Source organism: Pseudoalteromonas sp. GABNS16E, assembly GCF_028598715.1.
Classification (GTDB): domain Bacteria; phylum Pseudomonadota; class Gammaproteobacteria; order Enterobacterales; family Alteromonadaceae; genus Pseudoalteromonas; species Pseudoalteromonas atlantica.
Window position 1 is genome coordinate 1 of the sequence record NZ_JAQREZ010000131.1, and the last position, 1,237, is coordinate 1,237.

Annotated in this window: 1 rRNA gene; it reads left to right on the plus strand. The window is 51.4% G+C overall.

Annotation, left to right across the window (positions count from 1 at the left end):
• A 23S ribosomal RNA gene (locus PSI06_RS20940) occupies positions 1-1,176 on the plus strand; the annotation flags it as partial.
• Positions 1,177-1,237: the final 61 nt, after the last annotated feature.

The following is a 1,237-nucleotide window of genomic DNA, read 5'->3' on the forward strand; positions in this document are numbered from 1 at the left end:
CTCTCTAAGCGGACGGGAGCCGCAGTGACCAGGTGGCTGGGACTGTTTATTAAAAACACAGCACTGTGCAAAATCGCAAGATGACGTATACGGTGTGACACCTGCCCGGTGCCGGAAGGTTAATTGATGGGGTTAGTTTTCGGACGAAGCTCTTGATCGAAGCCCCGGTAAACGGCGGCCGTAACTATAACGGTCCTAAGGTAGCGAAATTCCTTGTCGGGTAAGTTCCGACCTGCACGAATGGTGTAACCATGGCCACGCTGTCTCCACCCGAGACTCAGTGAAATTGAAATCGCAGTGAAGATGCTGTGTACCCGCGGCTAGACGGAAAGACCCCGTGAACCTTTACTACAGCTTGGCACTGAACATTGAACCTACATGTGTAGGATAGGTGGGAGACTTTGAAGCAGCGACGCTAGTTGTTGTGGAGTCGTCCTTGAAATACCACCCTTGTAGTTTTGATGTTCTAACGTTGGCCCCTGAATCGGGGTTACGGACAGTGCCTGGTGGGTAGTTTGACTGGGGCGGTCTCCTCCCAAAGAGTAACGGAGGAGCACGAAGGTTGGCTAAGTACGGTCGGACATCGTACGGTTAGTGTAATGGTAGAAGCCAGCTTAACTGCGAGACAGACACGTCGAGCAGGTACGAAAGTAGGTCATAGTGATCCGGTGGTTCTGAATGGAAGGGCCATCGCTCAACGGATAAAAGGTACTCCGGGGATAACAGGCTGATACCGCCCAAGAGTTCATATCGACGGCGGTGTTTGGCACCTCGATGTCGGCTCATCACATCCTGGGGCTGAAGTCGGTCCCAAGGGTATGGCTGTTCGCCATTTAAAGTGGTACGCGAGCTGGGTTTAGAACGTCGTGAGACAGTTCGGTCCCTATCTGCCGTGGGCGTTTGAGAATTGAGAGGGGTTGCTCCTAGTACGAGAGGACCGGAGTGAACGAACCGCTGGTGTTCGGGTTGTCATGCCAATGGCATTGCCCGGTAGCTACGTTCGGAACTGATAAGCGCTGAAAGCATCTAAGCGCGAAGCAGGCCTCGAGATGATTTCTCACTAGACTTTTAAAGTCTCTGAAGGGCCGTTGAAGACTACAACGTTGATAGGCAAGATGTGGAAGTGGTGTGAGCCATTAAGCTAACTTGTACTAATTACCCGTGAGGCTTAACCATACAACGCCAAACGCGTTTTGTGACAGAAACAAGCGACAGAAGTTAATAGCTAAAGTAGATA